The sequence below is a fragment of the Pseudoalteromonas sp. BMB genome, assembly GCF_001709235.1.
GTDB classification, from domain to species: domain Bacteria; phylum Pseudomonadota; class Gammaproteobacteria; order Enterobacterales; family Alteromonadaceae; genus Pseudoalteromonas; species Pseudoalteromonas maricaloris.
Window position 1 is genome coordinate 37,903 of the sequence record NZ_MBQA01000165.1, and the last position, 16,014, is coordinate 53,916.

At 43.1% G+C, this 16,014-nt stretch carries 13 protein-coding genes; 2 read left to right on the forward strand and 11 right to left on the reverse strand.

Going from position 1 to position 16,014, the window contains the following annotated elements; all coding sequences use genetic code 11:
* Positions 1-2 precede the first annotated feature (2 nt).
* Positions 3-758: a DeoR/GlpR family DNA-binding transcription regulator gene (locus BB427_RS12915; RefSeq protein ID WP_045965520.1), complete on the reverse strand. Its 756-nt coding sequence runs from the start codon at positions 756-758 to the stop codon at positions 3-5.
* 144 nt (positions 759-902) lie between these two features.
* Here BB427_RS12915 and BB427_RS12920 point away from each other — a divergent pair, with 144 nt between their 5' ends.
* Together BB427_RS12920 and BB427_RS12925 are read left to right on the forward strand one after the other, a co-directional pair.
* Positions 903-1,550, forward strand: a complete 648-nt coding sequence (locus tag BB427_RS12920; RefSeq protein WP_069021032.1) for an HAD-IA family hydrolase — start codon at positions 903-905, stop codon at positions 1,548-1,550.
* Positions 1,547-1,834, forward strand: a complete 288-nt coding sequence (locus BB427_RS12925) for a hypothetical protein (RefSeq protein ID WP_019647463.1) — start codon at positions 1,547-1,549, stop codon at positions 1,832-1,834. Before BB427_RS12920 ends, BB427_RS12925 begins: the two co-directional genes overlap by 4 nt.
* 212 nt (positions 1,835-2,046) lie before the next feature.
* Here the strand turns inward: BB427_RS12925 and BB427_RS12930 are convergent, their stop codons facing one another.
* The 10 genes from BB427_RS12930 to BB427_RS12975 form a co-directional block, all read right to left on the reverse strand.
* A complete protein-coding gene (locus tag BB427_RS12930; protein WP_069021034.1) occupies positions 2,047-2,517 on the reverse strand; it encodes an RES family NAD+ phosphorylase in 471 nt (156 codons plus the stop codon).
* Complete coding sequence (gene parS, locus BB427_RS12935; protein WP_010376128.1) at positions 2,517-2,969, reverse strand: type II RES/Xre toxin-antitoxin system antitoxin; 453 nt, start codon at positions 2,967-2,969, stop codon at positions 2,517-2,519. The genes BB427_RS12930 and parS overlap by 1 nt, the downstream gene beginning before the upstream one ends.
* 377 nt (positions 2,970-3,346) lie before the next feature.
* Positions 3,347-6,508: an EAL domain-containing protein gene (locus tag BB427_RS12940; RefSeq protein WP_069021036.1), complete on the reverse strand. Its 3,162-nt coding sequence runs from the start codon at positions 6,506-6,508 to the stop codon at positions 3,347-3,349.
* Positions 6,505-7,455 carry a cytochrome-c peroxidase gene (locus BB427_RS12945; protein WP_069021078.1) on the reverse strand — a complete coding sequence of 317 codons (951 nt, stop codon included), beginning with the start codon at positions 7,453-7,455 and terminating at the stop codon, positions 6,505-6,507. Before BB427_RS12945 ends, BB427_RS12940 begins: the two co-directional genes overlap by 4 nt.
* A gap of 102 nt (positions 7,456-7,557) precedes the next feature.
* Complete coding sequence (locus BB427_RS12950; protein WP_069021037.1) at positions 7,558-8,130, reverse strand: NAD(P)H-dependent oxidoreductase; 573 nt, start codon at positions 8,128-8,130, stop codon at positions 7,558-7,560.
* A gap of 336 nt (positions 8,131-8,466) precedes the next feature.
* Positions 8,467-9,453, reverse strand: a complete 987-nt coding sequence (locus BB427_RS12955) for a sterol desaturase family protein (protein WP_069021039.1) — start codon at positions 9,451-9,453, stop codon at positions 8,467-8,469.
* Between the two features lie 117 nt (positions 9,454-9,570).
* Complete coding sequence (locus tag BB427_RS12960) at positions 9,571-11,778, reverse strand: TonB-dependent receptor family protein (RefSeq protein WP_069021040.1); 2,208 nt, start codon at positions 11,776-11,778, stop codon at positions 9,571-9,573.
* Positions 11,771-13,039 carry an imelysin family protein gene (locus BB427_RS12965; RefSeq protein WP_069021042.1) on the reverse strand — a complete coding sequence of 423 codons (1,269 nt, stop codon included), beginning with the start codon at positions 13,037-13,039 and terminating at the stop codon, positions 11,771-11,773. The genes BB427_RS12960 and BB427_RS12965 overlap by 8 nt, the downstream gene beginning before the upstream one ends.
* 82 nt (positions 13,040-13,121) lie before the next feature.
* Entirely contained in the window at positions 13,122-14,948 is a 1,827-nt protein-coding gene (locus BB427_RS12970; RefSeq protein ID WP_069021043.1) for an Ig-like domain-containing protein, read from the reverse strand.
* A 309-nt stretch (positions 14,949-15,257) separates the two neighbouring features.
* Entirely contained in the window at positions 15,258-15,953 is a 696-nt protein-coding gene (locus tag BB427_RS12975) for a response regulator transcription factor (protein ID WP_010373828.1), read from the reverse strand.
* Positions 15,954-16,014 lie beyond the last annotated feature (61 nt).

Sequence of the window (16,014 nt, forward strand, 5' to 3'; positions counted from 1 at the left end):
ACCTAGACCAAGGTCAGCGCTATCTCTAGCGACTCAATCTGCTTTTTTAAGCTTGGATTGATTTCTTCATCAGTAATAATTGTGTCAATTTCGTTAGCTGTAACAATCTGATAAGTAGCGACTTTATCTAGTTTATTACTCGGTCCCATAATCACAGTGTGATCGCTTTGACGAATAGTCGCAGAGAGGATCTCCGCTTCTTCGATATAGCTTGCACTAAAACCGTGATGAATATGGAACGAGCAAATCCCCATAAAAACAATATCAAAACGGATCCGTTTCACCATTTCGATCGCCGTCATGCCTACCACCCGCATTGCTGGTTTAAACATCGGGCCGCCCAATAAAATCACATCCACCAGCGAATGATAAGCCAACTCTTTGGCGATCAGCGGACAACCCGTAACCACAGTCAACGGCATATTTTTAGGTAAGTGTTGTGCCAAATAACGGCACGTCTCGCCAGAATCAATCACGATCGTTTGTCCAGGCACGAGCATCGCTAAGGCAGGCTCAATATAACGAATTTTACTGGTATCGGGTTTATCTAAACGCTCGATATAGTCAGGAGTATTATCCTGCAGCGCTAAAGCGCCACCATGAACACGCCGCAGGAGCTTAAGCTCAGCCAGTTTGTTTAAATCCCGACGGATTGTGTCTTCGCTTACATCAAGCGTTTGCGCCAAGGACACTGAGGTGATCCGCCCTTGTAAATTAAGCTGATCGAGAATGAATTGATGACGTTCTGCCAATAGCATTGCATGTTCCTGCATGTTTTTGCGTAATTTTACTTGAAAAAGATCGAGATACAAGCGTATTATTTGCACAAACATGCATGATAAAGCCGATTTAATATTAACTAACGCCTGTTTATGCGTGAAATATTATCATAAGGAGTAAAAATGGCACTTAATTCACTCAACCTGAACCGTTATCAGGGATTGATATTCGATATGGATGGCACACTTGTTGATTCTGAAATTGCAGTACGACAGGCCGTCGCGCCTTGGTGTGAGAAACATCATGTCGATTTAGAAATGGTATTAACTACGGGCAGAGGTGCACGTTTCAAAGACTTTATAGAACAATTTACTCCGCATTTAGATAGCCTGCATGAAGTTGAGCTGTTGGAACAAGCAGAAGCCGACCTTGCCCAGACCGTCACAGCCATTCCTGGAGCTAAATCGTTTTTAAGCGAAATAAAAGCGCAGCAACGCAAGTGGGCCGTTGCAACTTCTGCAAATCGTCACAATGCAGTTGCACGACTCACCACAGCAGGTTTACCTATTCCTGAAATATTAATTACCGCAGATGATGTTGGGCAAGGTAAGCCTCACCCTGAGCCATTTTTATTGGCGGCCAAACGACTGGGAGTGGCAACCTCTAAATGTCTTGCATTTGAAGACTCAGATCAAGGGGTAAGATCTGCACTTAGCGCTGGCTGTGACGTAATCGTAGTTAACCGTTTTTGCACTATTTACCATGACCATATTGTTGCCCGTATCAATCACTATCAGGATATCTACTTATCAGAGGAAGTAAGCCAATGAAAACATGGCTGACAGGCTTTTATCAAACGAAAGATACCTACTGGGATTTCGCCGGTGTGTTCTTCGGCGGTATCGGTTTTATCGCATTATTCGGCCAGCTACTTAGCGAACTTGAGCGCCAAGGCCCAACCAACTTGTCCTTTACGTTTTTAATCGGGTATGTGTTGGTGTTTAGTTTTTGGCTGATGTATGGGCTGAGATTTCAGCGAATGGCAATCATTGTTACTAATGTACTTTGCCTACTTTTACAGATCTTAATTTTACTAACTGCGATTTTGCGTTGAGTAGTTGGCAAAGGAGAGAACCTTTCAATAAAAGGGGGGTGGGTGAGTGCCTACCCAAGAAATCACCGATAAAATGTTTAAAAATGGTGAATAAGAAATATAGGATACATTTTGATATCAGCGACTGAGGGCTAGATTACCTTATTACCTCACAAAGCTAGATTATTAATACTTGTATTGACTAAACTATTCTTTTGGCAAGTGTTACGTGACTATTTAAAAATTCGAGGATCAAATCCAAACTCAAGTTTCTCATGGTTTTTAAAACTTGCTTTCATTGCAGGGTGATTCGGGTTAACAACATAGTTTTTATCTCTTGGTGAAATGGTTGATGGAACCTGTAGGGCAGCGTATTGAGGCTTTACTGCATTTAGAAACTCATCACCAATTTCCTGTGTTTCTTCACCTGCAGGAATGCTTCTCCAAGTTTTAGGTAAATCCTCTTCGTCAAGCTTTACAATAAGTTCATCCGGCACCTCTATACAGTAAAGATCGTATTGATCTACTATCTTTGGATCATTATTTACATGCACAAATACTTCTAGAGAGCACAGCGACTCTGATTCAGCGAAATACAAAGCTTCTGTTCCCTTAGAGTTCCATCTACCGCCATATAGCTTCGCGCCTTCGGGACTAAAAGGCGTGTCCGCAAACTTTTTTTGAGTTAAGCGGTAAAGCTTCATTATGAGAAAACCCCGTGTTTAATTCTTCCTATAAGGTCCTTTACAATCTCAAAGTCCACCGTAGTTGACACCATATCGAGCGGTCTCTTGCCACTCAATCCATAGACATTTTCACGAATCCATTCTAATGCTCTTTTCTCATCATTGAATAACTCGGTAGCTAACTTGATTAACATAGCCAACCTATAAATCGCGTCGCTTTCTTGGGTGCTAAAGCGTTCTTCATTTTTAAGTCGGCGCTTGATAGTGCTAACAGGTATATGAGTTACGGTGTGAAATTCATTTTGAGAAAGCTTTGTCATTTCTATAATATTGCGATACACCTTTGGCTTGAATCCCTGATGTACCGCTTCTGTCCGCGCTATATTTGCGTCTTCAATTCCAAGACTAATCCAAAAGTTTGTTTTGCTACTACGCTTGGGCTTGAAGCTTTTTAATTGGGCTGTAGCCATCCTACCTCTCTCATTTTTTCGGCTCATATGACCTAATCATATTGGCTCAAATGAGCTGAACATGCAAACGATAAATTACACCGAACTGTATTAAGTAATCCAAAGTGATGTATGAGATATCGTACTGATAGCTTATATGGTGCGAGCAAAGAGCATAATTGCTATGAGTTAAAAATAGGCATAGGCGACATTGTTTGGTTCATTCTCTATGTAGGTTCAAAAGAATGGACGAGAAGTGGATAAATAAAACAGAGGTAGATTAACTTCCGATATAAGGAGAAAAGTCCTGAATGATATGTCTGTAATAACTGAGCAAAAGCTAGCATGTAAGATCAGACACCACGAACCCTCACCAAATACAACCCAAGCCACACACTTCAATCCAACCACAACTTAGGAGATGCTCGCTCCGATGCAATGGCAAATTGCTCAACCCAATCAATTAATCCCTCAATCGCCATTGGTTTGGCATAAAAGTATCCTTGTACATACTGACAGCCCAAGCCTTTTAAGCAATCTAGTTGTCCTTGTTGTTCTACGCCCTCAGCTATCACTTTGAGCGATAAACTCTCTGCCATCGACAAAATCGCGTTGACCAAAACGGCAGCATCTTGGTTTTGATCTATATCTTGAATAAAACCTCGGTCTATCTTTAATATATTGATGGGGAAGCGTTTCAGGTAGCTAAGCGAAGAGTAGCCAGTGCCAAAATCGTCGATTGCTAAGTTGACCCCCGTTGCCCTTAAGCTTTGCAGCCAAGCGGTTACGGCTTTATCATCTTCAAGTAAGATGCTTTCTGTGATTTCAAGCGTTAAGTTCTCTGGAAGAAAGCCTGATTGCTGCATGATTTGTTTAATGATAGTGGCGTTAAAGCCGAGTCGATACTGCTGACTCGAGACATTTACCGTCAAATAACAATTCATACCGAGCGCTTTATTTAATCTACGAATATCATTACATGCCTTAGCAAGTAACCACTCACCAAGAGGAGCAATAAGGCCGCTTTCTTCAGCGACCGGAATAAATTCAGCAGGGGAAATATACTGGCCGAAATCAGTTGGCCAGCGCATGAGCGCCTCGACACCATATAATTTACCCGACACCGTATCGACAATAGGTTGGTAATGTACGGTTAAGCGCTGATGTTCAAGCGCAGCTCGGAGCAGCTGCTCGAGCTCAACTCGACGATTCACCTGTTGCTGCATTTCTTGCGCAAAAAAGTGATACTGATTGCGCCCCGCCTCTTTTGCTTTATACATGGCTAAATCGGCAAGTCGTAATAGCTCTTTTTGATCTTTTGCATCACTTGGTAAAATCGCGATCCCGATGCTTGCCCCAGTAAATACCTCAAAGCCGTTGATCACAAATGGTTCGCTCAGTGCTTTGACAATTTTATCGGCTACTTGAGCTGCATGATCCGGATGCGCAATTTGGCTCAATAACAATACAAATTCATCTCCACCAAAGCGGCTCAAGGTATCGCTTTTACGCAGCAGGCCGTTTAAGCGCTTGGCTACGGAGATAAGTAAGGCATCTCCGGCCTCGTGACCCATGGTATCATTGACACGCTTAAACCTATCTAAATCAATAAATAACACTGCACTTTGATGATGAGTACGGCTCATGCGTTTAATATCTTGCTCAATGCGCTCAAGTAATAACGTTCTATTCGGCAGTCCGGTCAACACATCGTAATAGGCTTGATATTCAATCTGCTCTTCTTGTGCTTTGCGCTCGGTCATATCAGACAATATGGCAACGTATTGCTGCACAAGTCCTTTGTCATCATGCACGACACTGATTGCTAGCCACTCTGGATATAAAGTACCGTCTTTACGCTTGTTCCAGATCTCACTCGCCCACTGTCCGTGCGAGTTGAGGGTGCTCCACATCTGCTCATAAAAATGTTTGTCATGCTTACCCGAACTTAAAATATTAGGTCGTTGACCAAGCACTTCATGTTCTTCGTATCCAGTAATTTTGGTGAAAGCAGGATTGACCGCGGTGATCTCAAGTTTTGCGTTGGTGGTCATGATCCCTTCTTGCGTTGCATTAAATACCGCCGCTGCGGTTTTAAGCTGTGCACTTGCGCTTTTTTGTGCAGTGATATCTTCTTTGATCGCAATAAAGTTAATGATTTCCCCTTGTTGGTTTTTAATCGGGGAAATAGACGCATACTCCCAATAGTAATCTCCAGACTTACGGCGATTGTAAAACTCACCACGCCAGACTTTGCCTTGTTTGATGGTTTGCCACAGCGCTTTGTAGTCAGTAAATCCTTGTTTGGAGCCGAGTAGTTTGGGTGTTTGTCCTTTCACATCCTCAAGTGAATACCCAGTAACTTGTTCAAACTTAGGGTTAACGTATTCAATACGAGCACGAGGATCGGTGATCACAATGGAGGAGGGGCTTTGCTCAATGGCATGGCCCCACTTGCGAAGCTCTTCTTCCGCTTGTTTAAAAAGGGAGACATTAACACTCACAAACACTTGGCCATTGTTGTGCGTGTTCGTTTGTTTTACCTGTAACCAAGCGCCAGATTCGGTTTGATGCAAATTGGCATCGGAGTTAAAAATTTCTCCAAACTGCTGCTGCCACTCTTCTAGTTTGCGTGGCATTTTTTCGCTATCAGCAATTGCAAAATGATTACGCCAAGCACTGTTACAGAGCAGCAAATTGCCGCTGCGACTAAAAAGAGCAAAGCCTTCGGTTAAACGCGCAACGGCATCGGACAAAGTTTGGCTGGTGCTCAGAATTTTATTTTTGGCCACATAAAGCCGGTTTGCAAACACAATCAAGAGCAAAAATAGCACAATGGTCAGCAGTAAGAGTAATTCACTTTGATGCTTGGTTTTTTCTATGGTTTCACTGTGGTGCTGGCTATATGCCGCGTAAAGTGCTGAAAAAGCTTGGTCACTCGGCAAAGACAAAAAGCGTTGTTTTGCCTTTTTTAATTCTGCACTGTTAGCAAGGGCAACATTAAAATGCTGATAGATAAGCTGCTCTAAGCTACTTTCAGAGTTAATGGTCATTAAAGGCTCTGCGACAAATTCGTAGAGCTGACCCAACATTAAATTAGCAAGCATTCTATTGGCGTGGGTTGCCAGTTCGGGCTCACTCTGCTCCAGCTCGATTAGCAACTCGGGAAGATAAAGCAGGCTATTTTTAATATTTGCCGCCGCAGTTTTAATGGACTCGACTTGCAATACTTTATTACTGAGTAGCCGACGATAAGCATCAAATTGCTGTCGAATGTCAGGCGTGGCTTCTGCAAATAATGCATCTCGCTGTGGTGTATTCAAAGCATCAATTGCATGCGCTAATTGCGCTAACTCATCATATTGATTGAGCTGTGCACTAAGCATTTGTAACACAGCGGCATCCAGTTTGGCATCAATACTTTTGGCTTCAAAGAGCAGGGTAACTCGTGCTTGGTGTGTTTGACTACTGAGCTCTTGCTGCGAGTAAAAATACGCAAACAGCGCAATTGGCGCGCACAGCAGTAACGCTTGCACACTAATGAAGGCCTTATTCTTCATTCGTGGTTTTCCAAATCCATTTCGTGGTGATGTCCTGCTATGCTGTCAATAAAGGCAACTAGCTTGTTTATATCGGAGTCTGAGATATTGCGACCAAGTTGGTATTTGGCCATGGTCGCAACGGCGGATTCTAGGCTGCTATGACTAGCATCGTGAAAAAAGTATGCTTGTTTGCTAGCAAGTCGCAAGCTCGGTACTTTGAACACAAAGCGATCTTGCTCATTGCCAGTGACGTTAAAACGGCCATAATCCGCTTTTTGAATTGGTGTATTTCTATCGCCAAAATAATCACCAAAGGTGCCCATTTTGGCAAACATATTGCCACCAACATTGCGTCCTTGATGACAACTAATGCAACCATACCGTTTAAATAACTCATAACCGGCAATAGCCGACTTAGGCAGTTTTACGCTTTTATCTTTAAGCCATAAATCAAACGGTGCATTAAGCGTGATTAACGACCCTTCAAAAGTCGCTATTGCGTCTTTTATCGTGTGTTTCGTTACGCCCTGCGAGTACACTTTAGTAAATTGCGCGACCAGCGTTTTATCTTGATTTAACTTGGCAACGACTTCTGGCCAAGTCATATCATGCTCTTTTGGGTTTAAGATGGGTGAGTCGATTTGATCATAAAGCGATTGCGCACGGCCATCCCACGCTTGACGAATATTTAAAGCCGCATTGTAAACAGTTGGAGTTTTTAGCTCACCGAGTGCGCCATTAACGCCACTGGAAAGGGGTTTTACATCCGCGCCATGACTGGGTAATTGGTGACATGACGCACAGCTGACTTGGTTTCCTCGGGAAAGCCGCTTATCAAAAAAAAGTGATCTGCCCAAGCTGACTTTATCGGCATCAAGCCCTATTGCAGGCTCAAGTGGCAGAATTGGCTCATTTGCAGCTCCCAATAATGGAAACGCAAAAAGTAATAAACTCCAAATTCGCATACACTCCGCCCAAGTTGCCATCTTGGTGTAAAAGATAGCAACATTCGGCATTGCAAATTTTGATTTAAAATAAGCTTAGCAATAGAAGTTATGTGTTTTTATTCACTCACCCCGCACGGCTAGACTTGTCACTTCACTCAGCCAGTTATCAATTACCTCAGGCGTTGCTAAGTGCGCAGGGCCAAATAGCGTATGTTGAGTTGGCTCTATACCACAAAATCCTAGTGTCCCATGTTCTAGTTGAGCCATAAGCCCAGCAGCAACTTCTTGCAAATAAGTTTGCGGCGTGTCTGAGGTGAGAATGACTCTTGCGGTTTTATGCGGTAGAAGCTTTTCAATTTCAGTGCCGGCCTCACTGTATTTAAAAGCAAAGCCTGGAAGTAATGTTCTATCTATTAGCCCTTTGAGCTTGGCTGGTAACGCCAGCCACCAAATTGGGCTTACTATCACAATGTGCTGCGCCCACAGTAAGTTCTCTTGGAATTGCTTAAGGCATGGCTCTAATGGTTGGCTCGCTTCATAACCATACATCAAATTGATTTCAAAGTGCATTTCACTAAGATCCATTCTGCGTACTTGATGTTGGGTGCTTGCAGCTCGTTCATAACTTGTGGTGATAGCGTGGCACAAGCTTTTGGTTTTGGGATTACCGTTTAGTAGCAGTATTTTTTTCATCGTCGTTTCCTTATCACATGACAGAGAAACGAGTGTACTGTCTCCCCTTAACGGGAGAGTCAAGTTACTCTACCTGAGACTAGGATAACCTGAGCTGCGGATAATTAATGCCTTTCTAGCAGCCAGTTTTAGCGCTAACTGCGTTGAATTCACTTCCAATAGCCAGCTATTGGTGCGTAAATTCGCCTTGCCTACAGGATGTAGGTACCTTAGCGAGAGCAGGACGCGGAAGTGGTGTTTTCCCTAAAACTTGCTGGCTAGACAAGGAAAAAACTAAGTTGTGCTTTAGCAAAAATGAATTGGAACATTCCTTATCCAAACCTCAGGTTAACTAAGTCAGTCACCCTGCGGAGATTTAAGTGGCGGGTTATTTTTCTTCTTCGGTAATAACGTTTTCCAAGCCTGCTTGAATGGCTTCAAGTAAATTGCGGTCAGTGAATCATGCCCTGCATCATATTGCCCAACTCCAATGGTAATTTTACCCGCACTCGAGGCCTTAATCAGCGAGCCATACATACGGTCCCAAATGGCTAGTGCCGAGCCTAAATTGGTATCAAAATGGATTGGATTGCTACTGTGATGCACTTGGTGTTGTGCAGGACTAATAAACCAATTCTCTAGCCTATCACCCCAACTCAGCCATATATGTGAATGCCTTAAATTGGCCCCAAAGATATTAAATAAAAAGACAAACGCATTCGCACCAAGAATATCGTACATGCTCAAACTACTGCCAAATACGTAATACCCTATTCCAACCACAATTCCTTGAGTTAATGCCATACGACAGGCGTACAGGTAGCTTTCAACGGGATGTGAGCGATAAATGGTAAAGGGGGTCAGGACTTTTGCAGAATGGTGCACCTTGTGAAACTCCCAAAAGAATGGGATTTTATGTAGGATCAGGTGCAGCAAGAACCGAGTGAGGTCATCGACTATAAACAAAAATAACGTAAATAGTCCAATCACCAGCCATTCTGGCGCTTCAAGATGTAACGCTGGACCAAAAAGCGCTTCAAGCCCACCTGATAACCCCAACGCCACCGGTACCATAGTCAACAAGATAGGCGTGAACGTCGCCGCCTTTATCAATCGATTTGTGACCAATAAACAGTAATCGAGCTTGGCGCTTTTGCACCACCACACTTGCTTGGGAAACAGAAACTTTAAAAAACCTTTACCAGAGCGCGCTTTTTCTGTGGCGATATAAACAGGAACAGCCATCAAAATGGCACTAAACAAGTATGGCAAATACACTCTTTTATTGGCATCGAACAAGTAGCCTGGGAGTTCAGTAATGCTTTGCCATAATTGCTCTAACATAGTCATTTCCATCAAAAAGAAATAATGAGTTCATATATTTTTGGAATAGCTCCATAGATCTAGCGACAAGCCGCCATGAAGCTGCGGCTCTTATTTAAGAGCCGCATAGACAATCAATTAAAACTGGTATTTATAGCCTAAACTAAATTGTCTTGGTTTTCCTGGGCGCGCGCCATACGGGCGGCGACTGACAATTTCTGCTTCATCGAACAAGTTATCGATTTTAGCATAGATTTGACCATACTGGCCTAGCTCGTAACTTGCAGATACATCAACAATGGTTGTGTTTGGCACCTTTGCGCCTTCAAGTACAAGCTCAAAGTCTTCAGTGCTTCTGCCAGCAGCTTCGCTCATCTCACTGATGTATTTGATGGCTACGTTAACTTTCCAGTCACTTGCTGCGAGGCCAATGTTAAAAGTGGCTTGATGAGATGGTAAATACGGAAGCTCATCACCATTTTTAATATAACCCCATTGTGCGAACGTTGTCGCACGCTCATTCTGGAATTCACCTTTCGTATAGGTGTAGGTGAGACTATAAGGGATATCCAGTTGAAGGTTCAAAGGGTAACGTTGTGCAAACTGCATTTCGAGACCGTAAACAGCCACCTCACCGCCACTGAACTGCTGGTCTTGTTGGTCATTAACACCACAGTTAGACTGACCACAGCTTTCGTTCAGATTCTCATAATCGTTGAAAAAGCTCACAATCTCAAACTGAGTCACACCATCATTAAAGCGCCCACCAAATTCGTAGTTAACGCTCTTCTCAAGCTCTATATCCGGATCTTGTTGTGGTGAAGAAGGCACAAAACCTTGGTGCACACCAAATAAAAGACCGGCATCATCAGAAAGCTGATAGAAACCACTTAGGCTAGGTAGCCAAATACGGGTGGTTTTATCAATCCAAACATCGGCATCTTTATTATCTTGGTAAGACATGTCCATCAGCTCGCCACGAAGGCCGAGGCCCAAAGTCAACGCATCAAGTTGTACTTTATCTTCTAGATATACCGACCACGCTTTGGTATTTTCAGTATTCAGCGATGTAAACTGCTTTGACCCCTCTAGCAACACAGGTGAACCACCTTCCATTGCATACGCTTGCTCAAAGTGTTTGCGCTCAATTTCATCTTCGTGGAAACGCACACCAACTGCGACGTCATGAGTTAAATTAAACAGGCTAAAGCTGGTATTGGCATCGACTTGAAGACCTTGAGAGAAATACTCACGATCATTAGTCCCCATATTCAAAAAGATATTTGAACCTGCAACAACAGAGTCCCGTGCCCCTGTGATCACAGCGTACTCATTTGCAAAAGTCTCTGGGTTTGCCATGATTTTTGAAAGGGATGGTCCACTTTTACTACCTAGACTATTAAGCTTAAGCCAAGCTCGCTCATAGTCATTACGGTACAATCTTGTTGTAACGTTAAAGTCTTTGCCATCAAGCACATGGGATAACATTACCTGAGTATGCTTGGTATCCATCTCTGCAGGCTGAGACGCTGCATATCGACGATACGGGTTTTCAGCAAAATCTGCATCCGTTAAACCTAGGTAGGTTTCATCGGACAACTCATCAGCATAGCTGAGTTTTAAGCCAAAGGTATGGTTTAGCTCACCTTGTGAAAGTTTATAATTAAACTTAGCTAATATATCGTTCTTCTCAAACCCCGTATCACCACCGCCATCAAGCTCTTTAAAACCATCGGCTTGTAGATTTACCGCTTCGAATAAGAAGCCAACATTATTTACTACGGAACCATAGTAACCGTGTGCTTTGGAATAACCATCACTGCCAGCCGCAACATCAATACCGCCTTCTGTAAATTCTGGCACTTGGCGAGTCACTAAGTTGAGCGCACCAGCAACGGTTTGCGGACCATGCTTGATAGCCGCAGGCCCTTTGAACACCTCAACCGCAGTCATACGAGTCGTAACCGGAAAATAATAAGCAGCCGGCGCAGAATAAGGAGCTGGGCCAATGAGCACACCGTCTTCCATAATGGTGATTTTTTTGCTTCGCTCAGGTGTTACACCACGAAAACCAATGTTTGGTCGCAGGCCATAACCATCCTCTTCACGAATATTAACGCCAGGTACATTGGAAAGAATACGGTGAATATCGTCGTATTCGTATTCTGCCAACTGCGCTTCTGACAACAAGGTTGCAGAGCCGGCTTCTTTTCGCAATTTATCGTGATGGCTGATAATAGAGATATGCTCAATATCTTGATTATCATCCGCAGCTTGCGCTTGAGGTAGTGCAAAAATTACCGCTACCGCTAATAAAGATTTCTTCATGTTCATGCGCTTAGTCATTGTCACCTGCCGAAGTTTGTGGAAGTTCTAGGGCGAGCTTTTCGATAAACTCGGTCTTTAAATCATCCGTCACTTTTTTAACGTCTGTATGCGTTTGCGTCACTTGCTCTGTAGAACCTGCAAGCTCAGCTTTCAGGCTCGCATTCATCGCAAGCAGAGTAGCTTCTGCATCCGCTAGCCCTGCAAGCATGCGCTCTTTTACATCACTACCATTCTCAGCATCTAAAAAGTCGTCAAAGCCCAATGTATTCTCAGCATCTTGGCCATTACCAGTGAAGATGTTTCTAAATGCTCTGATGTTAGCAAGTAAATTCTCTTTCGAATGTTCTGCAATTGGCGACTCCACCGCTTCAGGGCAAGCCTCTAAACCACACGCATTCGGAAAACCTAGGCCTAACGGCGTCGCTATTTTGCCGTCTTTTAGCTCTTCGGTCATGTAAAATAGCGCCTTTGATATTTCATTGAGCGCTAAGTGAGGCGTGTCAAACGGTGACCCTGGTTGTCCTGCATTAACAAGTTTAGCTGCGTAGCCATTTTCTCCAGTCCACTGAGACAGGAGTATATTACTCTGTGCTTCAATGTCTTTAGCCACTTCCGTCGCAAACTCACAACGCGCAACCGCTCTTTCTTGAGTTGAACGGCTATTCCATGGCGCCAAAGCATCATTCACCGACGAGCAGTTGTGGTCAAGATTGGCATTGAATAGAAGGTGCTCTAAGGCAGTTAAGCCTTTACGGTTTGCAGTACGCTCAGAGATATTATAAGGATTGCTAGCATTACCATTAATAACGCCATCCTCAAAGTACACTACATCCAAGTCGATATCACATAAAGAGCCTGTAGCGGGCCAAACATAAATGTTATTTTTAAGCTCTTTACTATTGGCAGTAAGTGGACCCATTTGCATCAATTCAACATACTGCCACCCAACCATAGCGTTGCGCCAACTTTGTTGAGCATTTTGCTTTAACACAGCGGTATTTTCAGCCAGTACTTTTTCAGCACTACAATAACTCGCAACTTCAAGTTGTTGTGTTACAGCGAGTTCATTGAATTGCTCAATTGCAGGGGTAAGCACATTATTCACAAGGTTACTTACCAAGGCTGCTTCATCAAATTGCGTGGGTAAAGTTGGGTTATCCGTTCCAGAGTTATTATCCTTCACTCCAGGTCCTTGGCTACTTGAAGTACTTTCACCACAACCCGACAATACCAAAGCCATAGCGACGGCAGCAGCACTTAAACGTTTAGATACTCTCATTTGTATTCTCTATTATCTATATACAACAAAAGGTTAGCAGAATTAACGGCTAACCTTTTAACGTTATAAACGAAAATTTAGATTACCAGTTGGCAACATTCTCAGCATCGAAATCATATGCAGTTGCAATGATTTCTCGCGCTTCCAATAAAGCAGTCTTATAAGCTTCCACTTTATCTGCCGCGAATTCAGGCTTATCACCCATCAATTCATGGATTTTAACAAAATCTGCATCTGTGACAGGAGAAAACGGATTAAACTGGAAGTTTAATGCGAAGCCTTTCATTTCAGACCAGTGCTTTGCTACTGCATAGAATTGATCAGCATCAAAATCACCTGATGCGATATCGTCTAAATCACCATCATCATTTGAGATTGTATCATTGATATAATGCACAACGGTTGCAGCGATAGACTTTTCCCATGCTAGCAACGCTTGATTGCGCAATGTTTCTAAGCGCGCTTTGTCCTCATCTGACCACTGCGCAACATTAGTACCAACATTAGCGTTGATAAGTTTACGTGCTTCAATAAACGCTAATTGTGCTTCAGCGCTGAAGTCCGTTGGGTTAGCGTTAGATTTAGTGCCACGGTCACGTTTTGCAGCATTAGTTGAGTTACCAAAGTTAAACTCTGACAGTAAATCAATTTCCCCGTCGTTATTTAAGTCATGATAACCACTTGCATACGCTTCACGGCCACCTTTAGCTGAAAGTTCATCGTCTGTGTAGTCTAGATAATCAACAGCAGCACCGAAATAGCCATAGCCTTCATCAAACTTGTGTTCAAGTTCCGTGTAGCTTTTGCCATCCGCCAATGTCGCGTTATCAGCTGACTTTTCACCAATGAGTAAATCATCTAGATAATCGTCCGCACCTTGAGAAAGCGACACTGCACCATTTAAATGTTTTTGCATTAGCTGGGCAAGATCAAGGCCTTCCGGTGTTACATATAGTTTGTTCAGCGTGATAGCTGTGCCATTATGCTCTGCTTTGATTGTTGAGCCATTTTCAAACTGCTGAAGTTGCGCTTGTAGCAGGTCTAAATAGTGTAGGGCTAAACCTTCAGGTGTTTTTGGCTGTGTACCAAAGTTAACCCAACCAGCCATGACACCATCCTCTTCCCATGCTTTATGCATATTAGAGGTATCACGTCCCGCAATTTTACCACCTTCGCCAGCGACGTTTTTCAGTGAACTTGAAATTTGTCCTAATGTGGTTTGTGCAGCGTTTGCGGCAACAGCGAAATCAAGGGTTTCATCCAAGACCACTGTGTCTGTCGGCATTAAGAAGGTTTTAATCTCAGTGATTGCCGCTTCAGCTGTTTTTTGCTCCGCCGCATTACCCACAGTTTCATTATTAAGCTTACCCATTAGGCTCTTAATATGAACCATAGCTGCGTGACGTGCGATTTGGCCAGAATAAGAAACTGAAGATTCACCTTGTGTGTTATTAAAGGCATAGCGGTTTACACCCGCTTTGTTTTCTTCAGCAATTTGTTGAACAGCAATTTCAGCTTCAACTTCTGTTTTCTCGCCTTTGCTGTCAGTTGCCGTGATAGTTACCGATACTTTACCGCCTTCAACCTGTTCGAAGTTTAGTGCGTTTGCAGCTTTGAGCTTAACCGCACCGTCAACAATTTCAAAACGGTTGTCAGAGATGGTTAGTGTCAATGCACTTACTTCATCGCTATCGTCAGAAAAAGAGATATTTGCAACCGCAGCACCAAGCGTATCCTCAGATACTGATGCACTGTCTACGGTAATAGTAGGTGCAGCATTGGTGGCTGGAGGTGGTGTTGTGTTGTTATCATCGTTGTCATTTGAGTTGCTGCTAGAGCCACCACATGCGGTGAGGCCTAAAGTTGCAGCGAGAATAGCAGTCGTTAACAGAGACTTTTTAAGTGCCATTGAATTGTTCCTTTGAGACTAATTATGTTTATATTTTCATAACTAGGCGTAAAGTATACACACACCTAAATAGCAATCAATATTATTTGCATTGTATAAATAACAATTTTTTTAAAAGTGCTACGTAACAGCTAACTATTCCAGCGCTATCACTTGTGAAAGAGAATACGGATACTCCATATAAAACAAAGGGATAACATCATAAAAATGACGTTATCCCTTTGTCTCAGAAACCTGTTTCACAAATTTCTCCGAATTGAGCATTCGAAAAATCCGAAGTATCTTTGCGTTAAATCAAATTGTTACTTTTTAGTTCCAAACATCGGTAACAAATAAGTAACCCTGACGCCAAATCGTTTTGATCTTCTCTGGACGACTCGGATTATCGTGTAGCTTTTTACGCAAGCGAGAGATGCGGACGTCTATTGTTCGCGTATCTGGGCGATAGTATTTGCCAAGGATCTGCTCGTATACAAAGTCACGTTTCACTACTTTGCCGCCATTGCTCGCAAGTAACCATAGCAACTCAAACTCATGGGTTGTGAGGTCAATGCGCTCCTGCCCATAACTCACGCGCCTGGTGTTTTTGTCGATATGCAGCTGGCCAAAGGTTAATTGCTCTGGCTCATCGTCAAACTGCGAGTTTGCAGCTTGCCTTCTTAACACTGCATCAAGTCGAGCTCGCCATAATCTAGGCTTTGCATCTTTGGAAATAACTTCATCAGCACCGAGCTCTAAAAACAGGCTGTGAACATCCTCGTCATCGCTGTCAAGACTGACGATCACAGGGGCTTTGAATCTTTGTCTAAATTGGCTGATTGAATCGCAGGTTGGTACGGATGCGATAGCTTGATCAAGCACGATACCGTTAATAGATTTCCCTGAAAAACCATTCAATTGACCTAATTCCCTCAACAACTCAACAGTATAGCCTTGCTCTTCAAGCATTTTTTGTTGTGATGTCAATATATTGTTATTGCTTTGTGCAACCAAGATAGTGGACACGGACGCACCTCATTCATTCAACATGGATGAACACAGTGTAGTCACGCAACCTGAATGGATG

Coding starts and splice junctions, on each gene's coding strand:
- BB427_RS12940 (WP_069021036.1), bottom strand. CDS start 6,508: ATGAAGAATAAGGCCTTCATTAGTGTGCAAGCGTTACTGCTGTGCGCG.
- BB427_RS12955 (WP_069021039.1), bottom strand. CDS start 9,453: ATGTTAGAGCAATTATGGCAAAGCATTACTGAACTCCCAGGCTACTTG.
- BB427_RS12920 (WP_069021032.1), top strand. CDS start 903: ATGGCACTTAATTCACTCAACCTGAACCGTTATCAGGGATTGATATTC.
- BB427_RS12925 (WP_019647463.1), top strand. CDS start 1,547: ATGAAAACATGGCTGACAGGCTTTTATCAAACGAAAGATACCTACTGG.
- BB427_RS12965 (WP_069021042.1), bottom strand. CDS start 13,039: ATGAGAGTATCTAAACGTTTAAGTGCTGCTGCCGTCGCTATGGCTTTG.
- BB427_RS12960 (WP_069021040.1), bottom strand. CDS start 11,778: ATGACTAAGCGCATGAACATGAAGAAATCTTTATTAGCGGTAGCGGTA.
- BB427_RS12950 (WP_069021037.1), bottom strand. CDS start 8,130: ATGAAAAAAATACTGCTACTAAACGGTAATCCCAAAACCAAAAGCTTG.
- BB427_RS12930 (WP_069021034.1), bottom strand. CDS start 2,517: ATGAAGCTTTACCGCTTAACTCAAAAAAAGTTTGCGGACACGCCTTTT.
- parS (WP_010376128.1), bottom strand. CDS start 2,969: ATGGCTACAGCCCAATTAAAAAGCTTCAAGCCCAAGCGTAGTAGCAAA.
- BB427_RS12945 (WP_069021078.1), bottom strand. CDS start 7,455: ATGCGAATTTGGAGTTTATTACTTTTTGCGTTTCCATTATTGGGAGCT.
- BB427_RS12970 (WP_069021043.1), bottom strand. CDS start 14,948: ATGGCACTTAAAAAGTCTCTGTTAACGACTGCTATTCTCGCTGCAACT.
- BB427_RS12915 (WP_045965520.1), bottom strand. CDS start 758: ATGCTATTGGCAGAACGTCATCAATTCATTCTCGATCAGCTTAATTTA.